The following is a 26,508-nucleotide window of genomic DNA, read 5'->3' on the forward strand; positions in this document are numbered from 1 at the left end:
TTTAGCAATGCTAAACCCTGAGCGACTCCTGAATTTTTGCCTAAAATTGTTAGGCTTCGTCGTAAGCCTCTAAATCTAAGAGGTGGATATAGGCTTCAACTAACTCTGGACGCTGAAAAGCAATTGCCCGCAGTAGATGCCAATCATTCAAACCCTCAAAAGCATTACTATAATTATCTAGTTCCAGACGTGTAGCCAAATCCCTTACCTCTGTTGTCGTCATAGCAGAAATTTCTGTTTTGGAAATGCTTAGAGTTTTCATAAGACCTCGCGGTATGCGGGAAACTCAGTCCCTTTAGGGCTGAGAGGGAAGTGACACGGGCGGTTTTAACCGCATTGAATCTTAAATTTTAGTCAGGTTTTTTGATTGGAAACCTGAAAAACCAACTCCCATTTCTGGGGTAATGTTAGCTTCGACCAGTTATAAGAGCTTGTTTTGCTGGCAACACTGTTCCAGTGACCTTAGAACTGTTTAATCACAAGCGACAGAGCAGGGAACTAGCTTCGCATTCCGGGGTGTCGTGACTCAAATAACGGCTACCTATTTCTAGGTGGTCTGGTCAGTACAGCTTGTTTGATTTCTCTTGCAAGCTCAGTCCCTTTAGGGCTGGGTTACTGACAATGCTTGCCCCTCCCTTTTGCAGAGCTTACATTCAGCTTAGGGTGGAGTTGTTTCCACCTGTTCTATCTTACTCATTAATGAGCATTAAATTTGTAAAAATTCTTCTGAATTCTACCGAATTTTATAAATTTTTTGTAACTTTAGCTAACCAATTGTGTTGATAACAAAAGTTCGTAGCACTTCTAACATTTGTAAATTAATTTCATGTCCCATGGCAAATTCATGATATTCCACTGCTACTCCTAGAGATTTTGCCACGTCTCTCGACTTAATCGCCGCTTGCAGAGGAACAACTTCATCCTGTGTACCGTGCATGATTAATGTAGGCGGAAAATTGCCTTGATTCAGCGTTGCCACAGCAGGATGTAAATACCCACTCATTACCACTAAACCAGCTAAGGGTAAGCTTAATCCTACATCTAAAGTCATCGCTCCACCTTGAGAAAATCCGCTCAAAATCGTGCGTGATAACGGCACACCTGTATTACTTTCTAAAGATTTCAACCAATCTATGAGTAATTGTTTACTTTCTGTTAGTCCATCATACATATTTTCTGCCCGCAGGTCATACCATGCCCTACCCATATCACCATGAGGATAAGGATAGGGGGCATTTGGCAGCAGAAATTCGTACTCAGGTAAATTGACATGAGGTATTAAAGATGCTACATCCTGAGCATTTGCACCCCAACCATGTAAAGTGACGATTAAAGCATCCGGTGCTTGTCCTGTGGGTGGAGAAACCCTGATAAAGTCTAATGTTTGAGTCATGAGTAATTGAGTTAAAAATTCAAACAGATACAGTATACCGCGTCTTAATCTAGTACATATTTCTCAACTTTTTTAGCTGTTCTGAATGTTTCTTTATAATCGTTTCCAAGTAAGTTCTTTACTAACTTCATCCCATTTCCAGCGCAATAAATGGGCGGGTTGATTAGCGGCAAATATTGGTAAATTAATAGCTTGTCTGGGTGCGTCTGTAGCTAGACTAATGGCGGTTTCTACATCACAAATCCCCCACTTCACCAAATTTTGTACTCCCACTAATAAGGGTAGGGTTGTTCCCGTTAAAGTCCCATCTTGTAATCTGGCTGTACCATTGATTACTTCAATTTGTCGGTTATCCCAAGGATAAATCCCATCAGGTAGTCCTAAAGGTGCAAGGGCATCACTAACAATAAATAACCCTTCACTGGCACGCAGAAGAATTTTTAATATCATCGGATCAACGTGCTGACCATCGGCAATAAAAGCACAGAAGACATGAGGATCGTTCATGGCTGCACCTAATAACCCTGGTTCACGGTGGTGTAAGGGTGGCATAGCATTGAAGGCGTGGGTGATCATTGTTGCCCCTTGAGCAAAGGCTGCTTGGGCTTCGGCTGCGGTGGCTTGAGAATGTCCTAAGCTGACAGTAATTCCCAAGGAACGTAAATAAGGGATCACTTTACCTGTGCTATCTAATTCTGGTGCTAGGGTGATGACTTTGACTAGATGGGCATAGTCACCTAGTACCCGTTTAACTTGATCAAGGGTGAGAGGCAGAAGATATTCGGCTGGATGTGCGCCGCGTTTGTAGTAGTTTAAGAATGGACCTTCGAGATGGACTCCCAGAATTTGGGCAGATGTATCAGAATTGGGGGTATAATTAGCTAATATAGCAAGCGATCGCTGAATATTTTCGATAGAGGTTGTCACTAAGGTTGGTAAATAACCATCAACTCCTGCTTCCCAGAGAAATGAGGAGATTTTTGGTAACATATAGGAGTTTTCTGCTGTTAATTCAGGAAATGCTAACCCCAGTCCACCATTAATTTGTAAATCTACACCACCTAAAGAAATCCAGTCTCCAGCCACATCTGAAACTTGTAACTCCTGTGGTACAAATTTTCCCCATGCTGTATTCATGGGCATAATTTGCTCAATTATGCCTTCTTGGTTGACTAAGATTCTCTGTAAATCTTGATAACCGGGTACTTTTGCATTGATAATATCTACATTTGCCAGCATGGGTGTTATTTTAGTCAGTTGTTAGTTGTTAGTTGTCATTGGTAAACTTCTTACCTGTTCCCTGTTCCCTATTCCCTAATTGTATGAGTCTCGAAATTGGTATTATTATGGGTAGCGATTCCGATTTGCCTACCATGAAGGATGCGATCGCTATTTGCGAAGAATTTGGTATTGTATGTGAAGTTGCCATTGTCTCTGCCCATCGTACCCCAGAACGGATGGTTGAATATGCAAAAACTGCACATCAACGCGGGATTAAAGTAATTATTGCTGGTGCTGGTGGTGCGGCTCATCTCCCTGGTATGGTAGCATCTTTAACTCCTTTACCTGTGATTGGTGTTCCTGTCGCTACTCGAAATTTACAAGGTGTGGATTCTTTATATTCTATAGTGCAAATGCCAGCAGGAATACCCGTCGCGACTGTCGCCATTGGTAATGCGAAAAATGCTGGACTTTTGGCTGTGCAAATTCTCGCCACGTACCAACCGGAATTACTCCAAAAAGTTCAGGCTTATCGGCAAAGTCTATGTAATATGGTCATGGAAAAGCAAATAAAATTAGATCAGCTTGGATATGAACAATATTTGCAGCAATAGATATTCATACATTCTGAACTAGGCTAGTGCAAGTCGCGGAACCATACAGACAAAACCCACCTATTCCTTCAGTCCCGTAAGGGATACGTGGGTTTCAAATTCTTTTAGTCCGCGGCGGTGGACTTTGTTTGTTTAGCTGCGATTTATAATCGCCAGGACTTGATGCGATAACAAATATAAACATAGCTCTATATTAAGCCGTGAACCCTCCTATTAACACCTCAGCTCAAACCCAAAATCGCAAAGCAGATCACATCCGGATTTGTTTAGAAGATAATGTCCAATCTCCAGAAATCACTACTGGCTTAGAAAAATATCGCTTTACTCATGTTTGTTTACCGGAACTTGATGGTAAAGATATTGATGTGAGTACGACTTTTCTGGAAAAACATCTAAATGCACCGTTATTAATTTCCTCCATGACTGGAGGCACAGAACAAGCGGGAATTATTAACCGTCGTTTGGCTGAAGTCGCCCAAAAATACAAATTAGCAATGGGTGTAGGATCTGTACGAGTAGCGGTGGAAAAACCTCAAGTTGCGGATACTTTCGCCGTTCGTAAATATGCGCCTGATATTCTCCTCTTTGCTAACTTAGGCGCGGTGCAGCTTAATTATCAATACGGCATTGATGAATGTTTGCGAATTATTGATATTACTGAAGCTGATGCTTTGATTTTACACATTAATCCTTTGCAGGAATTTATTCAACCCAGGGGTGATACCAATTTTCTGGGTTTGCTTGACAAGATTCAGGATTTATGTATTAAGTTGCCAGTTCCTGTAATTGCCAAGGAAGTAGGTAATGGGATTTCAGCGACAATGGCAGAAAAACTCATAGCCGCTGGAGTTCAAGCTATTGATGTCGCTGGTGCTGGTGGTACGTCTTGGGCTTTGGTTGAAGGTGAACGGGCAGAAACTTCCTTACAGCGGCGGTTAGGGCAAACATTTGGAGATTGGGGTATACCCACAGCCGATTGTATTACCAGTATTCGGACCCATGATCCCAATATTCCGTTAATTGCTTCCGGGGGCTTACGTCATGGTTTAGATGTAGCCAAAGCGATCGCTTTAGGGGCAGATATTGCTGGTTTAGCAATGCCCTTCCTCAAGGCAGCAGCAGTATCCGAAGCGGCTGTAGTAGAATTAACAGAGATATTAATAGCCGAAATCACCACTGTATTATTTTGTACGGACAACAACAGCTTGTATGATTTAAAGCATTGTCAAAGTTTATACCGGATTTAATTAAGATCAAGCTACCTGAATTTGGTTTTGTGCTAATAACTAATAACTGGGCGCAGGCCCTGCGCCCCTACTAACTAATAACTAATGAACAATTTTATTAAACAAACCTTAGCAAGTCTAGTTGGCAGTTTAATGGGACTGACTATTTTTTCTGGAGTCAGTACACTGGGTTTCTTATTAATATTGATTGCAGTGGCTAGTTCCCAAAGTTCAGCCCCAACAGTTAAAGATAAGTCAGTGTTAGTTTTTGACTTGTCTATGAAAATTACCGATAGTGAACCTGATTCTGGTCAATTATTGCAAAAAACGTTTAGCGGTGTTGAGGAAAATAGTATTACACTCCGTAAAGTTGTCAAAACCATAGAAAATGCAGGCTATGATCAACGCATTGTGGCTATTTATCTAGATGGAACTAATGCTAATAGTGCGGTTGGTTATGCTTCTTTGAAAGAAATTCGCCAAGCACTGGAAAAATTCCGCAAAACTGGGAAGAAAATTATTGCCTATAGTACAGATTGGAGTGAACGAGAATATTATCTAAGTTCCGTAGCAAATCAAATTGTAGTTAATCCTATGGGAGCAATGGAAGTGAATGGTTTAAGTTCACAACCCATGTTCTTAGCAGGAGCATTTCAAAAATACGGTGTTGGTGTGCAGATTGTGCGGGTGGGTAAATTTAAGGGAGCAGTAGAACCGTTAATTCTTGATAAACTCAGCCCAGAGAACCGGGAACAAACGCAGAAATTATTAGATGATGTTTGGGGAGAATGGCGAACATCTGTGGGTACAAGCCGAAATATTTTACCACAGAAGTTACAAGCGATCGCTAATAGTCAACCAATTTTAGAAGCCACAGCAGCTAAATCTAATGGTTTAGTAGATACGATTGCTTACCAAGATCAAGTATTCACTGATTTAAAAAAATTAACTGGTAAGAATGAAAAAGATAAAACATTCACAAAAATAAGTCTGGGTGATTATGCAGAAGTTCCTGGAAAATCCTTAGATTCAGATCGTAAAATTGCCGTTGTTTATGCAGAAGGAGAAATAGTCAATGGTAGCGGTGATAATGGTCAAGTCGGAGGTGATAACTTTGCAAAAATATTCTCAAAAATCAGGCAAAATGATCAAATCAAAGCTGTAGTTCTCAGAATTAATAGCCCTGGTGGTAGTGCAACCGCAGCCGAAATCATGCAGCGAGAAATCAAATTAACTCGTCAAGTTAAACCTGTCATCGTCTCCATGGGAGATGTAGCTGCTTCTGGTGGTTATTGGATTGCTAGTGATTCCAACCGCATTTTTGCCCAACCTAATACCATTACAGGTTCTATTGGTGTCTTTGGTGTATTATTTAATGGTCAAAAATTGGGCAATAATAATGGCATAACTTGGGATACTGTAAAAACAGCCCAATATGCAGATCAACAAACCATTTCCCGTCCTAAATCACCCCAAGAATTAGCATTGTATCAACGCAGTGTTAACAACATTTATAATCTATTTTTGCAGAAAGTATCCCAAGGACGTAAATTACCAACTGCAAAAGTAGCAGAAATTGCCCAAGGACGAGTTTGGTCAGGAACAGCAGCCAAACAAATCGGTTTAGTTGATGAAATTGGTGGTTTAAATGTAGCTATTGAATATGCAGCTAAACAAGCAAAATTGGGTACTAATTGGGAGTTACAAGAATATCCCCAAGTGAGTAGCTTTGCAGAACGCTTTTTTGGTAAAAAATTAGATGAAACAAAAGCAAAGTTAGGAATAGAAACAACTCAAACTAAACCCAATAACCCCTTAATAAATGAGTTAGGAAAACTTCAACAGGAAATTAAGACTTTACAAACAATGAATGATCCTCAAGGGATTTATACTCGCTTACCTGTTAATTTCAAAATTGAATAGGTAGGGGTTGCTGAATGAACCGAAAGCCTTGATAATACTCGCCTTCGACTCTACCTAGTTCATAAACTTCTGAGAAGTCCAAGTTATGGAAACACCGTCACCTGTTACCGAGTATTCCTGTAATTGTTAGCATTTTTCTATCGGTTATTCTAGCAACAGCACTGATGGTAGTAAATCTGGCTGAGTAAGTCTAAGTAACTGATAGCCGATACCGGAAGTTCCTTGAAAGAAAGAGGGATGGAATATACCCTGAATAAATGTGTCGAATAATTGATAGGAACCCCGTTCTTTGGCTCTGTGTACTATCCATGAAGCTTGTTTTATGGCTAAATCAGCTAATTCTTGCCTAGAGAAAGTTTGGGCAGCAATTTGCAGGACTTCTATTCTGCCAAAATTCCCACAACAAAGATGATCTTTTCCCCGTAAGCTGAAATTGCGGATAGTTTCCAGAGCTGCTAACACATCTTTTTCAATCTCGGCTGTATTTAAAACTGAAAGTCCACCCATTCTTGCTAAAGCAATCCCCGGCGCACCGTGACACCAAGCGGTCATAAACCTAGAATCACTATTTATTTGCATTGCTTCTCGATAGTCAGGCCAGTTCCCTGCTAATTTGTCAAATACGCTTTGTTCATAAGCAACAGATTCTCTAGCCATTTTGAAAAATCTATTGTCATCAGTTGCTTTGTACAATCGTAGTAGAGCATAAGCAATGCCAGCCGCACCATGAGAAAATCCAGTTACGAAGTCTGCACCAATTTGATGCCAAGCTCGAAATCCCTTATTGTTTGACGTGCGAGTGTGTAATAAATGTTCACCACAGCAAATAGCTTTTGCCAAAATTTCGGCAGCGTTCGTTTTTTGATATAAAGCTAATAAAGCTAGAATCGCGCCTGCTGAACCACTTACCACATCCAAATGTTTATCTTCGTTAATCCATTTAGGAGAAATTAAAGATGCAGCCTCTTGAGCATCTTCCAGCAAAGAGGGCATTTCTAAAAACTCGGAAATGCGGGTAAACGCGTAGATGAGGGAAGCAATTCCAGCCACACCGCCGATAGTATATCCATTTTTCGATAAAGTTTGAACTGGGATTGTGGTGATTGCTTCTCGTAGAGGGATGATTGCTCCTTGAATAAGTTCTGCATATCCAGCACCACCAGTTACTTTTTCTAGAGCTGCTAGAAAAACTATAATGCCAGCAGCACCGCCATAAATATCTAATCGTAGAGGCTGTAAGATATATTTTTCGGCTTGCAGTTGGGGCGCAATCCAAGTAATGCTACCATCATGGCAGTAAAAAGCTAATTCTTGTAATTGTTGAGCAATCATAGTTGCTTCTGCAATCATTTCCTGCGGCGAAAGTACAGCAACCGCATCAAAGTTATCATCTTTTTCTTTTTCTAAAGAAGTGCTGTGTTTACCAGAGATACTACTCAAACGCAAAATACTTTCAGTTAACCGAATTTGCGTCTTTAAATCTTGTTCATTAAAAGAATGCAACCGATTAATAACGTTATCAATACTTGTATTTTCACAAAAGCTTTCTAAAATTTCTCCATTGGGTAAGTCTATAGAAGTACTATTTGTATCCATACTAAAAAATGGAATATCCATTTGTTCCAAGGCTGCGGTTTCAAACTTGACTAAAGGCCAATGGATAGCTTTTTTGCCAGTATCTAAAGATATCCGACTAACAACATCAATCTCGATACTTCTATCAACTCCGTCTCTGAGATATTCTGGTTCAAGCAGTGTTTGCAAGATAGAATTATAAAATTTAGTGTTACGTAAAATGTAGCGAACTTTTTGCCGAGCCAAGTTGTGAAAAGGACTTTGGGGCGCAAGTAATTCATCTTTTTTATTCGCTAGAAAAAGATACATTTGCTGGAAACCTGTCACAACTTCATCCACATAATCAGTTGCTTGTAAGTATTCATCATTTAGCCTTGGTACACTCGACTTCACATCAATAACTATCTGTTGGCTGTCGCGCTTCATCGCATCCGTATTTGGATGACACCATACGGTTTTGAAAAATGGCAATACTAATTTACCAGCTTCCCGCAAACCTCCAATATTATAAGCTATTTTCCAATCAGCACTCGGTCGCCACGTAGGCAATAGTCCTACACGAAATACTGAATTCCACCAAATTAAATCAATCGGTCTAATCTGATAGGATTCTGAATATTCCCTCTCTAATTTAAAATTATTATGTAGCAAAGTTTCCATATCAATTAGCAATGGATACTCCCCATTAGCAATGATATTTTCGTAATAACAGTCTACCCCTTCCAATAAATACATTAGACACAGCAGCATCCCCGCACGCTGATAAAATTGATGAGCAGCATTAGCATCTTTAGAAGGTAGATTCTCGGCATATTCTACCCATCCGTAGCCTTTTTGGTTGAGAAGTTTTAGCGATTTAAAGGCTAAAGGTATTCCTTGCTGATTCAACCATTCTAAAAACTCAAAATAGGTGCGGTCAATACTTAAATTTTTAGGTTTATAAACAAGTTTATCACCTGATTCAAATTGCAAAATTATCACTGCACGTCTGCCGTTATGATAGTCAGAAAGTGCAGGCTTTAATTCTATTACTCGCCCCAGATTTTGATTATTAAAAATCCTACTTTGAATGCTGACTATATCTGAAGATAACCTCAAAATAAACTCTACATTTGCTTCTATCCATAATTTGGTTATTGTTGATAGTAAGCGAGCTAAAACAGCATATTCTTCCAGGAATATCCATAACTTACCTTCAAATAGATCAGAAATAAATTCTGCATATATTTTTGGACTTTTTTGTTCACTTTTTTCCAGAAGTAGGCGTTCTAAAGAAGATAATTTTCTCGAACGAAAGATAGAAAATTCGAGATAAAGCACATTACTGGCTATCAACGAAAGGTCTTGAAGCAAATTTAATTCGAGACAAGATATTGCCTCTGGAGTTAACAGTTCATAAACAGAACCTACTTGGGCGATTAATTTTGTTTTAGCAATTAAAACAAAAGGACATAAAATTTCTACAAATGGGTATTTAGTTTGAAAATGCTGGTATTCTTCTACAATCATATCAGTATCTGTATTTTGCATATAGTCAAATACTTCTTGTAAAAGATTAGCCCATTCTGGTAATTCCTGTGGATTTTTTACAGTAACTGAACCTAATAATTGCTTAACTTGATTTAATTCAATTTTATCCCAATCAAAACGCCTATTAAATAATTCCCAGTTGCCTTTGGCAATTTTTTTACACCATTGTTCTATGCGTTCGTCTATTAAGTTTTCATTTTGGTTAATTACATCTGTCAAAAAATTGCCATTTAATCTTTCAAAGATTGAACTAGCTTTTGCTACAATTTTAGCAATATCCATAATTTTATACCTATGTATAGGAATCCAATTTGATGACTAAAATTATTCGTAGGGGCAGGGAACTTTTAACAGGAAAGCAGGAATAAACGTATACTGAGTTTTGTGAGCGCAGACTAGTACCGCTTGCTGAGAATTTAGAATGAATACAGCATCAGGTTTTCACAGATTCGGAATGGTTCATTAACTTACACCGTACTGTACTAGTGGTCTGTCAATTTTGATTTTGTGCGTTACCGATTTCCAGAATTATTGTGGAACAGTCAATACAGAATAATACTACTCACAATTTTAAGCTTGACAGACCACTAGGACAACAAAAATAAATTAGGAGTCCTATAATTATAGGACTTACATACTGTACAAATTAATCATTTTATGATTTCACCAAAATAGCTCGTTTGGGGCTTGGATTAATGATATTTTCACCCATAAATTAATCGTGGGGTAGGGGTTTAGCTTTTGCTGTACCCCTACGATAAATGTTATTTTCTCGTTTATTCATGCTCGGTCTTTTCTGTCAATGCGTAACTACTAAATTATTTTTTAATTTTCTGATCATGGTGTTTTTAGTTATTTTTTATTAGTTGAAATATTAGGTTTCCAAATCTGAGTAAAAGACTCAACAGCTAAACGGATCATCTCAGATTCAACTTGATTTTGCTGCTGAAAATTAGCGAGTAGGTATGCTTTAGCTTGCAAACCAATAAGTGGATGAAAAACCAGCTTCAGGTGACTGAAGGTTGGCTCACAGATAGAGTAATTTAAAATAGATTGCTCATTGGAAGACGGTGCTTCCAGAGGTAGCTTGGCCTCAATGTCCCAAGGGAAGAGTGCTTGAGCTTTTTGTCTGCTAGATAGCGATCGCTTTTCTAACCAATTTGTAAACTCCACCAGCCATCTACTTCTGTTTTGGCTACTATCTCCGACGGATGTAGGGTAGCACTCCAAGCCAATTCTCGGTCCGATGGTTGCAGCAATATCTACAGTAATGATCGCCCTCTTTAATAAATTGGGAATCTGTTGAATTACACTGGTAAGTTCTGCCGCAACTGCATTGCAGCCTAGAGTTTGCAGCCAAGCAGCTATATCTCCTACTTCTTCCCATCTACCAAAGTTAACTCTGATAGAAGACACAGGAGCAGTTCCTTCTTTCCTAGAGAGCATCACCCCAAAATGAGTACAATAGACACCTTTCGGCAGAGTATTGAGGAGAGTTTCTAATCCTTGGTGCAGAGAGTCAGCAACCTTCTCTCCTCTGAGTATCGAAGTTGCTCGACATAGCAACTGGGTGAGGAAACTCTGATTTTCAGACTGGGAAAGTTCCGGGGAGACATCAAGAAACACCCCAGGTACGGGAATAGCTTCGAGCATTTGATCGCTGTCGAACTCGCACCAAAATACATGATTTCCCATGAAACCAGCCAACTCTCCCTCGTTTTGGCAAGCGCGATGCAAAGAAATAATTCCTTGCCAAGGAGAAACAGAACCCCATTCTAGGGCGTGGGAACTGAAATTTTCGGGAAACGGTAGGGAAAGGTCAATAGTTGAATCCGATTCCAACATTCTCAATTCAAACAACAAGGAATCTGTGAGCGGTAGCTTCGCCGTCAGGGAACGGATCAATTCTAGAGAATGGGGTGGGAATAGAACGGAATTGAACTGTTCCTTCACTGCATCTAAAATTTTCACAAGCTGCGGTTGCTGTATCAAGCCAAGCGATCGCGTGCTATCAGACAAAGTTCGTACTCCTATAATCGCATTCAGCTAAAGTAATAAAGCGTTTTGTCGTCTTTAGAAAAGCTAATAAATCCGCCAATAGTCATCCGCGGAATTGTCCCCTTAACTTCAGAAATCTGATGCCAAATCTGCCCAGCATCAAAAATTATCAAGTCTCCTTCAGAAATCGGAATCGAGGTAGGATTGTAGTGGGAGTTTAGATATTTAAGGTCTGTTTTTTTCCCTCCGCCATTACCGTTTTGATTCTGCCAATTGAAATTGTAGAGAACAAGTTCCCCACCAGCTTCTGGCTTCGTCATTACCATAAAGAAACTAAATATAGTGTCTGCTGATGCTATCTGATTCAGAAGCTGGAATGGCAACGATCCAGTTTGGAAATAAACTTTTTCACAGTGAGGTGCAATCATCCCAGCAGGATCTACCCACCTAATAGTAGCGGGGGAGTAGGGACTACCATCAAGTCCAAGGGGTAGAGATACCTTTCTACCGCCTGCTATTTTTGAGAGTAATTGCCCCAAGTGCGCTTCAAAACTGTCTTCAGACCCGAAAAATTGCTCACACTCACTTCTAAATACCTGCGCGTCCTCAAAATATTGCTCAGATTGGTTGCCTTACGTCCTAATCCCAGAATAATGTAGTGTTTCGTAGTCAAAAGTAGGAATAAGCATCTTTGCTGTGGAGTTTTTTGAAATCAGTAAGTTTACCGCCAATTCTTTTCCCGTCTACCCTTATCTCTAGCCTAGTCGCAGATTGCACTACAACTCGACCTGAGACACCTTGACAACAGGCGATATCACCTGTGTTCCATTTGTGTTCATACTTTTGTCGGGGGTTAGAGCAAGGGAAACCGAACTTGTTTATACGGCACAATCTTCTTGTTCCCTGTCCAGTAGATTTCACTTTTAATATATTTGTTGTTAATATATTTAAGTTTTCTACTACTCCAACACAAGCCGCATCTATCCAGTGTTCCTTGGGGAGATTTAATTTTCTCCTATTAAATTTTGTCCTTCCACCAGAAGCTGTCGTAATTGGTAATCCAGTTTCTTTTAAAGTGTGGAATAAATCCCATCTTGTAGAGTTAACAGCAGCCGCATCCTTTAAAGGTCTTTTTGACTGAAACTTAATTTTTGTTAAGAGTTCTGGTTTTTTAGCCAAAAACTTTTCAATGTCCTGTGTTCCTTTTTTTTGATTGCATTTTTCACAGGATAAGCATAAATTACTTATTCTGTTACTTCCTTCTTTCGCTTTAGGTTGAATATGTTCTATTTGAAGCGGGATATCTTTTGCATCACAGTAGCTACATTTTCTCTCCCATTTCTCTAGTAAATACTCTCTAACTTCGTAACCTTGTAACTCCCCTTGCTGATACTCTATTCCCGATATCTCAGGGTTCTCTAATTGTTGTAAATCAAATCTAACTAACTCTTGAGTAATAGCTGCAATTGGGGCATATTTTATTAATCTTTTGACCCAAGTGTTAGTAGTCAATACCCGATGTTTTAAACTTGGAGCTAACCAACTTCTTGTGCGGGTTCTATTCAAAAACCGTGGCTTTCTATAGCGAGTATGGCGGTTTCTTCTACTACGCCTAATTCCTCTGCGTGTTTCCAACTCACCTTTGATTACATCACCACGATGCTGTAATTCCATTCCCCAAATAACCTCATCTCGGTTATTTACCAAGGAAATACCTGTAAATTTAGAGCCGGGATCTATCTTTAAATCAATGGGACAAGTAACGATATTTTCGACTACACGATTCATGATTAAGACAAACGGGAAGCGGCGAAATACTGCTGCTTTACCGCTATTCAAAAGCTTTTTAGCTTGTGCTGGATGAATAGGATTCATCGGCGTTTTGTTAGCATCAATTAGAAAAACGAAATTTGACATTGTTAAATTTGGTCTGTTTGACCAATCCTTATTTCTAAGTAAAGTTTGCTTCAACCTGGTTATCTAAGCTTGTTAAGGTAAAGACACTTTCCTTTCGGAATGTTTAATCAGTACCGACAGAGCATGGAACTAGCGAATCCCAAGGTGTCTTGACTTAAATAACAGTTACCCTTTGATTACGCTCAGGGTGGTCTGGTTCACATCTAATCCGTATTACTACGTTTTAGAATGATCCCTATACCAATAATAGTCCGTGCATATATGCGACCGTAAGGACAGAAAGTGCTTCGCATCAAAGATGGATTATGCCTCAAAATTTCGCCACGGGAAAGGGCGATTTCTGCGGGCATGAAATCTTTAATGAGGATGCCATCAATTTTCCCATTTCGGATACTGCCCATGATATCACCGCACCCATGTAAGGACTGGGGATTAAGTTCTAAGAGTTTACACTTGCCCATTGTTCACCGATCCTTTTTTGCTAACGTTTGCTAACAAATGCCTAGAGAGATTTAAGCTGTCATTTTCAAGCGTCTTTGCGGTAAATCAGCGGGTTCATGGATGTCACCGCCAAATCTCCTGGTTTTAGTCCCGGAAAGCAACTATTTTTTGTTTGTTGTCGCATTTGTTCAGCAAAACGCTCTGGGAGTGGAGTTTGAGAATTTAATTGTTTTGGTTGAGCAATCCGAGTGCCATGGGCATAGTAAACCATTACCAGCACTTCACGGGTGCGATCACTCTTATTGGTTGGTGCGCTATGAAGTGTCCAGCCGGAATGAAAAGTCACATCACCTGCGGCAAAGCGGTTGTAAGATGTAATTTCATACCCATTTTTAATAATTAACTCAGCAAATTCACTCATTTTTTCTGGCTGTGGCATGGAGGTACCAAGGTATTTCGCCCCGCAATGGGAACCTGTGACAAAGTTCATGGGAGCCATTTCTGGTGTCACTTCTACGAGGGGAAGCCACATGGTAATAATTTTCTCTGTATCCAAGGGCATAAAGTACCCGTCTTGATGCCAAGGGGTATCTGTACCACCAGGTTTTTTAAAATAAGTTTGGTCACGAAACAGCCGCACAGCATCTACACCCAATAATTCAGCAGCAATTTGCCCAAATCGCGAGGCGAGAATAAAGCGACGGGCGATGTGATCCAGACTCCATAAGTTGTTAATATATATCCAGTTTTCTTGGCTGCCTTGAACTAATTTTTCTATAGCATGATTTTCCTGGATATTGCGTTGCATAGCTTTTAAAATGTAAGGGCGATAGGCATCAATCTCGGCTTGAGAAACCACACCAGGCAAGAAAATATGACCTTGTTTTTCAAATTCTTGAATATTCTCGGATGAAACTGGGTAATTACTCGATAATTTGGGGAGATTTAGTTCAATATTTAACATTATGTTATGACACTTCCTATTTATGATAAACAACAGGATTTGTGGGACTACAAGCCAAATCTCCCGACTGTAAACCAGAGAAATATTGATTAAGAAAATGCTCACGATATTTCACAGGTGGAAATATCCGAAAAGATGATAAATCAAAATTGTCCGGTTCGCCAATGCAAGCACCATCGGCGTAGTAGCTGATGGCGATCACCTCCCGCATCTGATTACTAAGATTCTTGGGGGCGCTATGGAGGGTAAAACTGCTGTGGAAAGAAACATCGCCCACAGCCATACCGCCGATACTTGTCAACGGAAAGCCTCGATCTGCCAACATCTGTGCGATCCGTTCCGGTGAGTATTTATTTGTATTGGCAAAGTCGCATAAACCAAACTGATGAGAACCGTTAGCAAAGGTAAGCGTCCCCATGTCTGGAGATAGTTCTACTAATGGTATCCAGGCTGCTATTACCTTATCGGTGTTTAAGGGAATGTACAAGCAATCTTGATGCCAAGGCGTTTCCATGCCTTGGGGCGGCTTGAAAAAACAGTTGTAATGCAGTAGCCTGACACTATCAACTCCTAACAGTTCAGCAGCGATTTTGGCGATCGCTTCTGATGTAATAAACTGCCAGACCACCTGATCTACTTCTCGCAAATCATACACAAATGTGGAACTACTCGTACCTATGGCTCGTTCGGAATCATTGAGTTTTGTCAGTTCGCGGTTAGCTACTGCGACGATGAAAGGACGATAGGCGGCGATCTCCGCAGGCTCTAAGGCTTGAGCAAGGACGAGATAACCGTCTTGTCCATACTTTGCCACTTGTGCAGGGGATAAAGAACATCTTTGGGACAGTTGAGGTAAGTTTTTCACTTCCTGCATCCCCAAAAAATGTTCTTTGTTGTCCATTGTCTGTTTATTCATGCTTCCACACCCTCGACTCACTAACGCGTTGTAATGATTGCAATACGGTTGCTGTGGTAAAAATGCCGTTTTGATCGATAGAGTAAAGATTAAAGGTGTTTTCCAGCAGCTTTTGCAGTGTCAGAGGGGCAGCGAATTTTCCTGTCCACAACTGCCAATGCTCAATAGTTTTGGGATCTACCGTATCAGGACGGGGTACGCGCAATCTGGCAGAGGGTGGCCAAGAACCATCTACTTTTTGGCTATCAAGCAGGTACTGTACTCCTGCCAAACAAATCTTGCGGACTGATGTGAAATTTTGTGTCAGTGTCAGGAGTTGTAAACACCAAGCGATGGCAAATTCCCCCGGCTGCGTGTCACTGCCTAGTTGCTGTAACCGTTCCACAGCCCAGTTAACTGCTTTTTGTACCCGCTGATCATCACTTTTTTCTCGACTATGAAGCGATAAAGCAGTTGTAGCTAAGGCTGTGCAATACTCATCCTCAAACCACCAATAACTGCACCATCTACCGTCTGCTTGTTGCTGTTGCCGCAGATATGGCAAAATTTGGGCGCTCAGTTTTGGTAAGGAAGCTGCTGCGGCTGTCACACAAGAGTGAGAACTACACCAGCCCTGAAAGGAGATAACGCTTTGACCTATCCCAATATAGTTTCGGATTGGCGTTTCTTCTGCGTAGGTAGATACGCCACTATTGCTTTTGAGGTGGCGTGCCAAAAAGGCGTAAGCTTGTTGGTAACGTGCCGAATGTTCTTGTCCCAAAGCTTCAGCTAATTGCAAACTCCACAGGGTTGTATCTGCATCGGCTGGGACTTTGATGTGGTATCCCCAACCACCTTCATCAGTTTCTCGTTGTTCCAAAAGCTGCCAAGCTCTAGAGGCTGCTTCTCTAGCATTGGCATCTGGGATGCGAACTAAGGAAGTTCCCACAAATCCAGTCACCCAAGCATCGCTGACACCTGCGGGTGTGAAAAAATCTTTCCACCACCCTTCTTGATCCCGCCCTTGCAACAAAAAATTGACGGCTTTACCCACAGTATGATCCAGGTGTTTACCTATCTCTGTACAATTTGTCATCAGGTTTTAGTGAATTACGCTTTCTTCCTAGATAAGGGATTAAAGGCTGCACCAAAGTAGGCTTTTGCTTCTGGGGGTTGATTGGGGCAGAACACAAGTTTGATATGCTGCAAACCACGCAATAAAAGCCCATCAGGCATTAAAGATTGGCTCATGGGTACGTAGCCAGTCCAGGTGAGTAATGCCTCTCGCTTTTCGGGTGTACATAGATCACGCTCCACAAGCTTATCGAACAACTGAAACCATCGGGTTTCTTTGTTGGGTTGGCGTTGCCAAGGGTGAAGATGGTCATATAAGAGTTCTAAGCCAATCCGGGGGTAAACAACTTGACCAATATCTAAGTGTAAACACAGTGAGTCTACTAAGCCTGCAAAGTCTGCGATCGCCTGCTCTATTTCTGATCTACTTTCCTCAACGCCAATGCGAGATAACACCTTGAGAATTTCATCCCCGCTGAGATTAAACATACATAGCCTCAGCACGTCGATTTTTCGAGAGAGCATTGTCCCCACCTGGAAATACGATGCAGGCTCAGTCAATTCCATGCAATGCAAAAAGTTTCGCTCTAAGTAGTCTGGTAGCGGACTTCCTCGCAGCATCGGCAGAATAGTTCGTGTTAACCAAGTAAGAGGACGATTAACTACCATTTTACTCTCCATCTGATCTAGCCAGTAGGCAAATAAGATGACACTGGGAACGAGTTCCGCTGCTGACAGCCGATCCATATCAAATTCCAACCACACACTGTTGGCATCTGCAAATGGCGATTCGTTGGTTTCTCCCCATTCTCGGAAAAAATGGCTAATCCTCTGCCATCTTTCGTCTTGACGGAATACTTCTGGCTGGGGTTGATCAAACAGCCTCCTAGCTAGTAATTCGCTGCCTTTTGCTGTCATGTTGATGGCAAAATCTGTGCGCCCAGAGTTGCTGTTAAGCCGCGATTCAAAGCCAAACACATTGGGAACGTAGGTAGGAAACAAACTAGCTACTCGCCGAATAGCAGATAAATACTCAGCAGAGATTAAAGTTGACTGAATATCAGGTTCTAATACCCGGAAATAACTATCTAATGTTTGCGGTAGGGTGTTCATGATAAAATTCAGCTCAAACTAACGCTGAACTCGGTAGGAATCAGAGCTTGAATGTCAGGCAGCCGGATCTAAATTAGTTTTGCTCAAAAAGCCTAGTTATTATCAACATAAAAATCAAAATTATTAGTTAATTGATTTTACTAGGCTTGTAATTATCATCTAAAATCTTGTCAATTAGAAGAGCTTTGACAGCTAACTCCCCAAGTACATCCTGCTAATATTTCATCATCCACTATATCTATTTCTGATTTCTGTGGTGTATTAAAGTCAGGCAGAACAATATGCAATTTATTGGGAGACTCTTGGTGAATCAAAATATCTAAATCTGAGGGAAAATCAATATTTAATAAACTTGACAAAGTTTCTTTGGGATTTTCAAGTAACTGTGTTGCAAAATCGGGGTCTTTTATAGCTCTTGCTGTTAACTCAGTTTGCCAATCGGCATTAATGGTAGATTTCATCATCATTTTCTTCCTTTAGAATGTAGATTAAACTAACGCTGATGTTGCTGATACTTTTGTTTCATCGCTACTAAGTAAGTTAGCGTTAAAAAATCCACCTATGTAACGAAATATAAATCAATGAATACCTAATAAATAGGGTATTTCACGATTTTTATAAAACTATACATATATGGTTTTTATTGTGCCAACTTACTTAACTGTAAACTTAAGTTATTGGACATTTAACTTGCATAACTGGGACGAGAAAGATGACGACAATACAAGAGTTTTTTCTAACTGAGCTATTGCAAATTAACAGTTTATTAGCTTAATTGTTTAAGCCTTACTTACCTTAACCCTAATGCCATATTATATTTTTTATTGAAATGATTACTCACTCTGTTGATAGAAATCTTATCTATTAATAAGAGGATATTAGGACTTACCCATTGATAGAATAACAAAATATACAGGTATCGGGCAATTAGAGAAATTAGTAAACCATCCACAGGACAATAAAAATTTTGGTTTAATTAATCTTTAGTTAGATTTAAAAATTATGCTGATATATGAGATAATGAAAGGGTTAAATTGGGAGTATCCCAAACGTGTAAGTCCACTTTCTTTTATCTGATCTTGTAATGTATTCAAAGGATGAAACAAACTAATCATAAAGTTAGAAGCAAGAATTAAAGAATTTGATTTTATGACTACTCTAAGCATACGTCTTTATGCTGGTGAAGCTGATTTAGAAGCAATTGCAAACCTCTTTAGTGCTTGTGAAGCAGTTGACCAACTGAATGAAAGTATATCAGTTTCTGAACTACGGCAAGCACTTAACCAGCCATCAATACACAAAGAGCCTGCTCTTTGCATCTGGGAAGACACAGATGATCAGCTAGTAGGTTGCGGTTGGTTGTCAATTCTGCCCTTGAGAGGCAATGTAATTGACGGCTATGTTGGGTTTCGTGTCCACCCTAAGGCAAGAGGAGGCAATTTAGAGCGGCAAATTATTGCTTGGAGTGAAGAGCGAATTCGCTTGATGAGCCAAGAACATGGTTTACCAGGAAAACTGCTCTCTAGCACGCGTGCAGAAAAAGCTGATGAGATTGCTGTGTTTAAAGATAGTGGATTCGTAGAGAATCGCTACTTTTTTTCAATGGCGCGTTCGCTTACTACAAGCATACCTCAAGCCCTATTTCCAGCAGGCTTCACCCTGCGTCAAGTCAGAGGCTTAGAGGATGCCCCGTTCTGGGTGGAGATGTTTAACCAGTCATTTATTGACCACTGGAATCACCACAATATCTCAATTGAAAACTTTATTAATTGTCTGTCTGAACCAAACTACAGACCCGAATTAGATTTGGTAGCTGTTGCCGCAGATAATATGTTTGCAGCTTTCTGCCGTTGTTGGATTAATTCAGAACGCAATAATCGCAGTGGACAGTTGGAAGGCTATATTTCTACCTTGGGAACACAATGTGGATTTCGTCGGCTGGGAATAGGACGAGCCATGTTACTTGCCGGAATGCAACAACTGAAAGTTGCTGGTATGAATATAGCAACGCTTATGGTCGATGCTGATAATTCTAACAGGGCATTAAAATTGTATGAATCAGTTGGCTTTTCTAAAGTTTCTACCCGGATTATCCTTGTCTTTGAGGTTTAAAACTGTACCTCACTGATATAAAAATCGCTATATAATCTTTTCGTATGTCTATTGATTCTGAAAATTTAACCCAGAACAATTACACTAATAAACTGACATGAACACTGTTACCTTAAATCTAGATCCAGTTGTTGTCCTTACAGATGATCAGTTTTACCAACTCTGTATGGCTAATAAAGATGTAAATTTAGAACTCAATGCACAGGGAGAATTAATTATTGTGCCACCAGTAGGAGGAGAAAGCGGCCGGAGTGAAGCTGACTTAATTATTAAAGTAGGTAATTGGAACTACAAAACCCAATTGGGAATAGTGTTTAGTTCCTCAACTATATTCCGACTTCCTAATAGTGCAAAACGTTCTCCTGATGTTGCTTGGATAAAATTAGAACGCTGGGAAGCATTAACTATTGAAGAACGAGAAAAATTTCCCCCACTTGCACCTGATTTTGTCATTGAACTGAGATCAAAAACAGACAGATTAAAAACTCTGCAAGAAAAATGCACCGAATATATAAATAATGGTGTGCGCTTATGTTGGTTAATTAATCCCTACGATAAACAAGTAGAAATTTACCGACTGGGACCACCTGTAGAAATTGTTCAATTTCCTGTATTACTGTCTGGAGAAGATGTTTTATTAGGATTTGAATTGCAGTTTTGAAATCCGTATTTCTCGGTGACATGATTTATCTTCAGGTGGGCATTGCCCACCCTACATGATGCTATTGAAAACGATAATTGCGATCTCTACGTTCACCTGAGGCATCTTTGATTGACAAACCTAGAGGAACAGCATTACCTTGAGGATCTACTTTTACTCTCACGAATATTGGTTGTTGTCTACCATTTCTGTTTTCCCGAACTTGTGCAATATCCTCATTAATCTGCCGTCTTTGTTCGTCAGGAATGAAATAGTTTTCCAAGCCATAATTAACTAAGCCGTCTTGATAATTACCTTTTAAAGCTACCTGATTATTAGATAAAGAAACAGGACGATTACTACTTACCCGGATAGGTTTCCACGACTGAAGTTCATTCCTGTCAAAAGATGTTCGTTCTTGATTCCTGTCAAAAGATGTTCGTTCTTGATTCCTGTCAAAAGATGTTCGTTCTTGATTCCTGTCAAAAGATTCTCGTTCTTGATTCCTGTCAAAAGATTCTCGTTCTTGATTCCTATTAAAAGATTGTCGTTCTTGCAAAATCAGATATAAGATACTTCCTTGGGAGATTTGTCTACCCCTGCGGGAATTTCTTCGCAACCATTCATTCCAACCTGGTAATCTTCTCAAAGTTTCGGGACGGGAAATATTATAATCCAAGTTTAAGGAAGTACCCCGTACCACATCATTAGGATTTATAGGTACAGGTTGCAAAATTACCGTCTTACCAGTCATGTCTGTATACATTGCTTGGGAAGGTACACCCAGAATTAAACCGACTTGAACGAATAAAGGGGCAATTAATCGCCAAATTGGTAAAGGTTTATTTGCCTTCTGTTCTGTAGCAATGAGATAATCCCGAAAAGTTAATTTTTCGGAAAATTCCATTTCTGGAGTTAAGGTTTTTTTTGATTCAGGGAAGTCATTTTTCATGAGATTAATTTAGTAATTGGTAATAGGTAATGGGAAAAGTATTTTTTCCCATTACCTCTAGATTTTTGATAGGAATTTATCCGCAGAGATTTATAAATATGTCTTCATTTTAGTTGAAAATTGCCCTATTATCTCCTACTACTAGTACCTCTATCATCTCTATCATCTCTATCGTCTCTATCGTCTCTATCGTCTCTACTGTCTCTACTGTCTCTACTGTCTCTACTGTCTCTACTATTTCTACCGTCTCTACCGTCTCTACTATCTCTACTATCTCTATTTCCACTATTTCCGCTATTGCCGCTGTTACCACTACCTCCAGTTTTCACACTATTGCCGCTGTTACCACTACCTCCAGTTTTCACACTATTGCCGCTGTTACTAGTACCTCCAGTTTTTACACTATTTCCACTATTTTCGCTGTTACTAGTACCTCCAGTTTTCACACTATTTCCACTATTTTCGCTGTTACTAGTACCTCCAGTTTTCACACTATTTCCACTATTTTCGCTGTTACTAGTACCTCCAGTTTTTACACTATTTCCACTATTTTCGCTGTTACTAGTACCTCCAGTTTTTACACTATTTCCACTATTTTCGCTGTTACTAGTACCTCCAGTTTTTACACTATTTCCACTATTTCCGCTGTTACTAGTACCTCCACTATTCCCACCACCTCCGCTATTCCCACTATTCCCACTACCGCCGCTGTTACCACCACTATTGCCACTATTACTAATCTTAGAAGTAGTAAAGCGACTTTCAAACCAAAGTCCGGCTGCAATGAGAGAATAACCACAAATCCCAAATACTAAAGCCCGGAAAAGTACATCAGTGTTATACTCAAAAACACGGCTGATAATTTGCAAAGTAAATAATAGCATCCCGCACCAAAAAGAGGTTATGTTGCGTAACTTTAACCCGTCTTGAACTAATCCCCAGGCTAATATTGCTAACAAAACATTGAAAATAAAAATGCCTAGTTCAGTAATTTGGGTGATAGCTTGATGCCAAAAGGGAGTAATCAGAATGAAGCCCAAAAAAGTGGTAATAATGCTGATTCTGAAAAATACTTCCCGGCGCAGAGGACTGTTGCTTTGACGAATCAGAAACAACCATTGCAACACTGCTAAACCACTGAGAATTCCTAAATCAATAATTGGTAAAGACGGCAAGACATTGGATAAATTACTGGATTGATCAAAGGGATTTAAGAATGATGAAACGCCACTAGAATCTACAGCTTCCCATTGCCAACGGAAGGACAAAAGATAAAACACTACACCAAAACATATCAAGCTTAAATTGCGGGCTAGGGGTTGAAACAACCTATAATTAACAGTGGGAAAAAGTAAATCGTCATAACTCCAAAGTAAAGCAGGTGGTAGGGCTAAAGCAAAGGAAGCTATCCAAGAAACTACATCAGAAAATGTCAACAGTGGCAAAGGTCTGAGGTTATATTGCAAAGATAGAATAAATGCCATAACCCCCAGTCCAAAAATCCACCGGGATCTGCAAATATAAGCTAGGGGAACAAATAGCAACCATGATAATATGGGCATATGACGCACAGCTAACCGCGCCCAAGTCACGTCCCCAGACACAGACGAGAAATCACCAATTCCTATCCAATAACCGATTTGAATGAGGATAATAGCCATAATTCCCAAGGAATTGAGGGAAAGACTATAAGCCATGACTAACACCCCAAACCCCCAAGCTAAAAATAACTCAGAAGCTGAACCGCTAATATTGAATATTTGCCCCATTAACATGAGGGTTGTCCCTAAAATGAAAGCACTGAGAATTAACAATGCTTCTCCGAGTATCCGTTTACTCTCTTGTGATTTTTTACCTTGATTTGTGATCAGTGTAGGTTCTCTCCAGGTTAAAAAACCCGTAATGGCTGTGGAGAGAAACAAACTCATTAACAAGATAAACTTAACTTCCCGTGACCAACCCTGCCAATTTGCGCCCACAAGGGTCATTAAACCTAACCCTAACAGTAAACCACCTATGACAATGGCAATCACACCGAAAGCATCACGGGTAGATTCTTCTAGGTTATTTAATTGATGACGCTTGGCGATTTGGTCATACTGAGAAGAACTAATAATTCCTTCATCTCGCCAATGTTGTGCTTCTTGGCGCAGTTTTTGCTGAAAATTGTTAAATATCATGACCTCTCCGGTACATAGGTGTAATACCAAATCTAAAATCCTAATTTGGTATGAGTTTGACAAGCATTAAAACAAGGTTGGCCTCTAGCCAAAAGCCAGAAGCCATACCGGACGCACTTTGCAAACGCCATCTGAATATCGGTCATTGTTTTTTTAGTATGCAGCCAAATATATTGATTGCATTGTTCTCGTGTAACAGTTTCTTTTCTGATTTAATTTTGTAGAAATTTATATGGAAAAACCTTCTAATTTATTGCTTAAAGTTACCCGACAGTTATTTACAAATGTAGATGAATAAACAAAGTTTATTGATGCTTTAGTTCATCCCCAACCTTTTGCACCTTGTATTCTTTGGTGTCAAGATAAACCCGATATTTCGCCTTTTAATATGTAAACGCCAACACATTGGCAAACGACCGTCTAACCTAATGTTAAATTACATCCATCAAGATTTGCACTTTATTTAATCCTCATTCCTAAGCGTTTGGGGATGTTAATTTCTAATTTAAAACGTTGTCAAATTAAACCCAGTGGAGTAGTAAATAGGGATTCGAGTATTTTTGCAGAATTATTGCCAGCTTCGAGTAATTTAGTGATAGTTGATGCCCCTTGTACTGGTCAATCTTTACTAGCTAAAAATGAGAAAGCACCGGGATATTTTCACGCGACTTCAATTAATAAAAGTGCCAATCGCCAAAAACGCATTATTGCTAATTCTGCCCAAGTTGTTGCCCCTCAAGGTTATTTGGCTTATATGACTTGCACTTATTCTGCTGAAGAAAATGAGCAGGTTTGTGAATGGTTTTTGGAACGGTTTCCGCATTTTAAAGCGGTGGAAGTTGAGCATTTATCTACTTTTCAATCTCGGTTAACTAGTGTTCCTTGTTATCGGATGTTTCCTCAATATCGGTTGGGTGCTGGTGCTTTTACGGTGTTGTTTAAAAATACGATGGCAGGTGATATGAACGGGATTGATTTAGATTCTATGTCTGCTATGTGAAGATATCAAAGTATGTAATATTCTTGGATGCTATCCGAATAAAGCCCACCTGCGTGTGATTGACATTTTATTTCTCACGCAGAAGCACGAATAAGTATTAAGATTTACAAATTAAAATCAGTCGTCATCAGGTAAATCAAGGCTTTTACGTCTTTTTTGCGTAATTATTGCACAATTTAGTATAATTTTTTTAATAAAATAGTATTTTTTACTGTATTCAAGTTAACATAAATCATTTTATATTTATGTAATGAAAGTAACAGTTTAGGCAAAATATCCGCCACAAAAGCAGTAGTTTATCCTAGATTCTCAGTGATACTAATATTTCACTCTTGAAGTACACCCAAGATGAGCCTATATATGGTACTACTTCTGAATCCATTAGTAGTCAGTTGAGTGCAGGTACTTATTATACGCGGGTAAATCGCTATAGTGGTGATACTACTTACGGCTTGTCGTTAAATGCCACTGAGGTTACACCAACTCCAACTCCCACACCAACTCCCACACCAACTCCCATTCCGACAGATTGGTATACTCAAAATCTAGTAGATGCTCAAATTACCACTTTAACCCGTTCCTTAGCTGCTGATGGTAATTTGAGTCGCAATGATATGATTTCCATTTTCCGTGATGCTAAAGATGGTAGTGTAATTGATGCCAGTGAGTTAACTGACTTACGGACTCTTGTTAGTAACTCTACCCTCTTCACCATGGCTGATTCGGTGAAGGTCTTATCTAATAAGATTGCCAATAGTGACGTTGCTAACACTCGTTCCGGTATTGGTAACTTGTTTGCCGGTAGTAGTGATACCCAAATGGAAAATCTGATTGGTAAGTGGTTCTTAGGTACTGCTCGCCCAGATGCAGATTCAGGTTATACCTATCAGTCTGTTAATGGTTCTCTGTTCCAAAATGGACCTAGTGCTGATGACATTTACCAAGGACAGGTGGGAGACTGCTATTATGTAGCAACTTTAGCTTCTATTGCCCAGGAAAAACCTGATTACATTCAGAATATGTTTACGGACAATGGTGATAATACCTTCACCGGGCGTTTTTATAACAATGGTGTAGCTGATTATGTCACAGTAGATCGTTACTTGCCAACTTCTGGAAACTATGCCGCTTATGCTGGTTGGGGAGGAGGTTCTTCTACTTCCACTAGCAATGAACTTTGGGTAGCTTTAGCAGAAAAAGCCTATGCCCAGTTAGCTGAATCTGGTTGGAGTCGTTCTAGCACTTCTACTAACTCCTATGCAGACATTTCAGGGGGTTGGATGGATACAGTAATTCGTCAGGTAACGGGATTAAGTGCTACTTCCCAATCTGTCAGCAATATGACTCAAACTCAACTGATTAATTTGGTTAATTCTAATCAGGTGTTAACAGCGGGTTTCGTCTATGGTGCTGGTTATGGTGTTGTTAATGGTCATGCTTACACCATTACATCTTATAATGCCACTAATCAAACTTTCCACTTACGGAATCCTTGGGGTTCTACCCATGCTGATGTCACTTGGTCTCAATTATTATCTTTGAGCGCAATTATTCAATGGTCTAATACCTAGACATCATTGGCAGCAGTACGAATATTAATTATTTGTACTGCTGTTTATGGATGTAATCATGATTTCAATAATATCAGGTGATGTGGATGAAGTCCCGGTTCACCTTATGTAATAAAGATTGATTTTCATAAATGATTGAATGATTTAGGAGTGCATTATGTTTGATAGT

21 protein-coding genes and 1 pseudogene are annotated in these 26,508 nt (G+C 39.7%); 7 read left to right on the forward strand and 15 right to left on the reverse strand.

What is annotated here, in order from left to right:
• Positions 1–49 precede the first annotated feature (49 nt).
• The 3 genes from EZY12_13150 to nagA all read right to left on the reverse strand — a co-directional run bounded on the left by EZY12_13150 (position 50) and on the right by nagA (position 2,650).
• The gene (locus EZY12_13150) at positions 50–262 is read right to left on the reverse strand and encodes a DUF2555 domain-containing protein (protein QSX70413.1); all 213 of its coding nucleotides are present in this window, start codon (positions 260–262) and stop codon (positions 50–52) included.
• A 504-nt stretch (positions 263–766) separates the two neighbouring features.
• Entirely contained in the window at positions 767–1,393 is a 627-nt protein-coding gene (locus EZY12_13155; protein ID QSX70414.1) for an alpha/beta hydrolase, read from the reverse strand.
• Between the two features lie 93 nt (positions 1,394–1,486).
• Positions 1,487–2,650 (reverse strand): N-acetylglucosamine-6-phosphate deacetylase, encoded by a 1,164-nt coding sequence (gene nagA / locus EZY12_13160; GenBank protein QSX70654.1) that lies wholly within the window; start codon positions 2,648–2,650, stop codon positions 1,487–1,489.
• Positions 2,651–2,715: 65 nt separating this feature from the next.
• Between nagA and purE the strand changes: the two genes are divergently transcribed.
• The 3 genes from purE (at position 2,716) to sppA (ending at position 6,377) form a co-directional block, all read left to right on the forward strand.
• Positions 2,716–3,228: a 5-(carboxyamino)imidazole ribonucleotide mutase gene (purE, locus tag EZY12_13165; GenBank protein QSX70415.1), complete on the forward strand. Its 513-nt coding sequence runs from the start codon at positions 2,716–2,718 to the stop codon at positions 3,226–3,228.
• 200 nt (positions 3,229–3,428) lie between these two features.
• Positions 3,429–4,475, forward strand: coding sequence for a type 2 isopentenyl-diphosphate Delta-isomerase (locus EZY12_13170; GenBank protein ID QSX70416.1), 1,047 nt, complete (start codon positions 3,429–3,431; stop codon positions 4,473–4,475).
• A gap of 84 nt (positions 4,476–4,559) precedes the next feature.
• The gene (gene sppA, locus EZY12_13175; GenBank protein QSX70417.1) at positions 4,560–6,377 is read left to right on the forward strand and encodes a signal peptide peptidase SppA; all 1,818 of its coding nucleotides are present in this window, start codon (positions 4,560–4,562) and stop codon (positions 6,375–6,377) included.
• A 144-nt stretch (positions 6,378–6,521) separates the two neighbouring features.
• Here sppA and EZY12_13180 read toward each other — a convergent pair whose 3' ends face one another.
• From EZY12_13180 to EZY12_13225, 10 genes are all read right to left on the reverse strand, one after another.
• Positions 6,522–9,764 (reverse strand): type 2 lantipeptide synthetase LanM family protein, encoded by a 3,243-nt coding sequence (locus EZY12_13180; protein QSX70418.1) that lies wholly within the window; start codon positions 9,762–9,764, stop codon positions 6,522–6,524.
• A 570-nt stretch (positions 9,765–10,334) separates the two neighbouring features.
• Positions 10,335–11,501 carry a hypothetical protein gene (locus EZY12_13185; GenBank protein ID QSX70419.1) on the reverse strand — a complete coding sequence of 389 codons (1,167 nt, stop codon included), beginning with the start codon at positions 11,499–11,501 and terminating at the stop codon, positions 10,335–10,337.
• 23 nt (positions 11,502–11,524) lie between these two features.
• Entirely contained in the window at positions 11,525–11,908 is a 384-nt protein-coding gene (locus EZY12_13190; protein QSX70420.1) for a 2OG-Fe(II) oxygenase, read from the reverse strand.
• A gap of 241 nt (positions 11,909–12,149) precedes the next feature.
• On the reverse strand, positions 12,150–13,397 hold the full coding sequence (locus EZY12_13195) for an RRXRR domain-containing protein (GenBank protein QSX70421.1): 1,248 nt from the start codon (positions 13,395–13,397) through the stop codon (positions 12,150–12,152).
• Positions 13,398–13,600: 203 nt separating this feature from the next.
• Entirely contained in the window at positions 13,601–13,858 is a 258-nt protein-coding gene (locus EZY12_13200; protein ID QSX70422.1) for a hypothetical protein, read from the reverse strand.
• 65 nt (positions 13,859–13,923) lie between these two features.
• Positions 13,924–14,802 (reverse strand): phytanoyl-CoA dioxygenase family protein, encoded by an 879-nt coding sequence (locus EZY12_13205; GenBank protein ID QSX70423.1) that lies wholly within the window; start codon positions 14,800–14,802, stop codon positions 13,924–13,926.
• Positions 14,803–14,818: 16 nt separating this feature from the next.
• Complete coding sequence (locus EZY12_13210; protein QSX70424.1) at positions 14,819–15,718, reverse strand: phytanoyl-CoA dioxygenase family protein; 900 nt, start codon at positions 15,716–15,718, stop codon at positions 14,819–14,821.
• Positions 15,711–16,793 carry a hypothetical protein gene (locus EZY12_13215; GenBank protein ID QSX70425.1) on the reverse strand — a complete coding sequence of 361 codons (1,083 nt, stop codon included), beginning with the start codon at positions 16,791–16,793 and terminating at the stop codon, positions 15,711–15,713. Before EZY12_13215 ends, EZY12_13210 begins: the two co-directional genes overlap by 8 nt.
• A gap of 14 nt (positions 16,794–16,807) precedes the next feature.
• Positions 16,808–17,884, reverse strand: coding sequence for a hypothetical protein (locus tag EZY12_13220; GenBank protein QSX70426.1), 1,077 nt, complete (start codon positions 17,882–17,884; stop codon positions 16,808–16,810).
• Between the two features lie 170 nt (positions 17,885–18,054).
• Positions 18,055–18,351, reverse strand: a complete 297-nt coding sequence (locus EZY12_13225) for a hypothetical protein (protein ID QSX70427.1) — start codon at positions 18,349–18,351, stop codon at positions 18,055–18,057.
• 682 nt (positions 18,352–19,033) lie between these two features.
• Here EZY12_13225 and EZY12_13230 point away from each other — a divergent pair.
• The gene (locus EZY12_13230; protein QSX70428.1) at positions 19,034–19,996 is read left to right on the forward strand and encodes a GNAT family N-acetyltransferase; all 963 of its coding nucleotides are present in this window, start codon (positions 19,034–19,036) and stop codon (positions 19,994–19,996) included.
• A gap of 97 nt (positions 19,997–20,093) precedes the next feature.
• Positions 20,094–20,657 (forward strand): Uma2 family endonuclease, encoded by a 564-nt coding sequence (locus tag EZY12_13235; GenBank protein ID QSX70429.1) that lies wholly within the window; start codon positions 20,094–20,096, stop codon positions 20,655–20,657.
• Between the two features lie 61 nt (positions 20,658–20,718).
• Here the strand turns inward: EZY12_13235 and EZY12_13240 are convergent, their stop codons facing one another.
• The gene (locus tag EZY12_13240; GenBank protein QSX70430.1) at positions 20,719–21,588 is read right to left on the reverse strand and encodes a GDYXXLXY domain-containing protein; all 870 of its coding nucleotides are present in this window, start codon (positions 21,586–21,588) and stop codon (positions 20,719–20,721) included.
• A gap of 128 nt (positions 21,589–21,716) precedes the next feature.
• Positions 21,717–23,768: a DUF2157 domain-containing protein gene (locus EZY12_13245; protein ID QSX70431.1), complete on the reverse strand. Its 2,052-nt coding sequence runs from the start codon at positions 23,766–23,768 to the stop codon at positions 21,717–21,719.
• Positions 23,769–24,000: 232 nt separating this feature from the next.
• On the opposite strand from EZY12_13245, the pseudogene EZY12_13250 reads away from it, so the two are divergent.
• Both EZY12_13250 and EZY12_13255 read left to right on the forward strand, forming a co-directional pair.
• Positions 24,001–24,768, forward strand: a pseudogene (locus EZY12_13250) (RsmB/NOP family class I SAM-dependent RNA methyltransferase).
• Between the two features lie 332 nt (positions 24,769–25,100).
• Positions 25,101–26,339, forward strand: a complete 1,239-nt coding sequence (locus tag EZY12_13255) for a peptidase C2 calpain (protein QSX70432.1) — start codon at positions 25,101–25,103, stop codon at positions 26,337–26,339.
• Positions 26,340–26,508 lie beyond the last annotated feature (169 nt).

Origin of the sequence: Dolichospermum sp. DET69 (assembly GCA_017355425.1) — a bacterium.
In the GTDB taxonomy this organism is placed as follows: Bacteria; Cyanobacteriota; Cyanobacteriia; order Cyanobacteriales; family Nostocaceae; genus Dolichospermum.